Source organism: Endozoicomonas sp. ONNA2, from assembly GCF_024606365.1.
Taxonomy (GTDB): Bacteria; Pseudomonadota; Gammaproteobacteria; order Pseudomonadales; family Endozoicomonadaceae; genus Endozoicomonas.
This window is the reverse complement of sequence record NZ_JAHHPO010000826.1, coordinates 1-1,123: the sequence shown is the minus strand read 5'-3', so window position 1 is coordinate 1,123 and position 1,123 is coordinate 1. Positions and strand designations below refer to the sequence as shown.

The following is a 1,123-nucleotide window of genomic DNA, read 5'->3' as shown; positions in this document are numbered from 1 at the left end:
GCAGGAGCAGTTGCCGGGAGTGCCGGCACAAGGAGTCAGAAACATATGATTTCATATGGTTAGCTACTTAACCGACAGGTGCTGTCATTAGTACTCTGTTTAAAATGCTGTATGCATCCACACCATATTGATGCAATATAGCACTTCAAGGATGCCTGAATCCTTGCCCCAACAACTCTTAAAAACAACCGATGTTCCCTATGCTCAAACGACATTCCGGAGCAAAGAAGCAGCGGAGTATCTGCTCTCACAGCTCCACACACTCCAGTTCTCACCCCCTGAAAGCGAACAAGCGCTGACTCTGGCCATTGTCATTCTGAGAGCGAAAGCCCAAAAAGAGGAGAGTTTAACGGACTCAGCCCTATGACAACCACAAAAGCACCTTGCGGGGAATGCCCCACAGTTTCATCAGGGTACTGAAGGTTGGCTGCCCCAGGTCCTGAATTGATGCCAGCAGTAGCGGATCGTCCTTAACCAGATAGGTCTGCTGTTTGCTATCCACCGAAACACTGACCGAACCTTCACCCAGTACGGAATACTTTGATAGCAGGGCTTTCCAGCGTCTCATCTGTGCTGGCGTCAGATTGGTGTCTTGGTCCATCTCCCTGAGTTTATTAAAACATCGTCGTCTTTTATGCGGATCGCCGTATCGACCTTTTCCGGGGCTCCCACCGCCACGCCATCCTTAACGATGCGTTGCATGGCGATATTCTTGAACGCCGCATCCAGCATGGAACGGGTATTGCGATACATGGCTTCCAGCGGGCTGATCTTCTCCACGCCGCCGGTCAGCTTTTTAATGCCGGACTTCTGGCCTGATAGCCCGCGTTTGGTACGGGGGCCGTTCTCTTCCAGATCATGTACCAGGTTGAATGGCAGAGAATTGGTCGGTATCCCACAGTTTGCGCAGTGCTTTGTCCACCATTAGGAAGTCCGGCAAGTCATTATTGTGATCCGCCTTCACTTTCTCAAAGCGCTGTTTCAATTGTGGTTGGGTTGCTATCCAGTTCAGAATGGTTTTTATCTTATTATCGTCGTATAGATTCTTACGGTTCTGCTGGCTCAGTTCCCAAGAGGCTGTCCGAGAATAGACTGCCCTACGCGGCAACTGCTCCTGCGTTGC

The 1,123-nt window shown here is 50.6% G+C and carries 4 protein-coding genes; 1 reads left to right on the top strand and 3 read right to left on the bottom strand.

The window, feature by feature from the left end; translation table 11 throughout:
* Window positions 1-163: 163 nt before the first annotated feature.
* Entirely contained in the window at window positions 164-367 is a 204-nt protein-coding gene (locus KDK14_RS14615) for a hypothetical protein (RefSeq protein ID WP_257265907.1), read from the top strand.
* On the opposite strand, the gene KDK14_RS14610 is transcribed toward KDK14_RS14615, so the two are convergent.
* The 3 genes from KDK14_RS14610 to KDK14_RS14600 all read right to left on the bottom strand — a co-directional run.
* On the bottom strand, window positions 362-601 hold the full coding sequence (locus KDK14_RS14610; RefSeq protein WP_257265906.1) for a hypothetical protein: 240 nt from the start codon (window positions 599-601) through the stop codon (window positions 362-364). The genes KDK14_RS14615 and KDK14_RS14610 overlap by 6 nt on opposite strands.
* A complete protein-coding gene (locus KDK14_RS14605; RefSeq protein ID WP_257265905.1) occupies window positions 580-780 on the bottom strand; it encodes a hypothetical protein in 201 nt (66 codons plus the stop codon). Before KDK14_RS14605 ends, KDK14_RS14610 begins: the two co-directional genes overlap by 22 nt.
* Before the next feature lie 76 nt (window positions 781-856).
* Window positions 857-1,123 (bottom strand): hypothetical protein (locus KDK14_RS14600; RefSeq protein WP_257265904.1); only part of this gene is annotated, 267 nt, incomplete at its 5' end.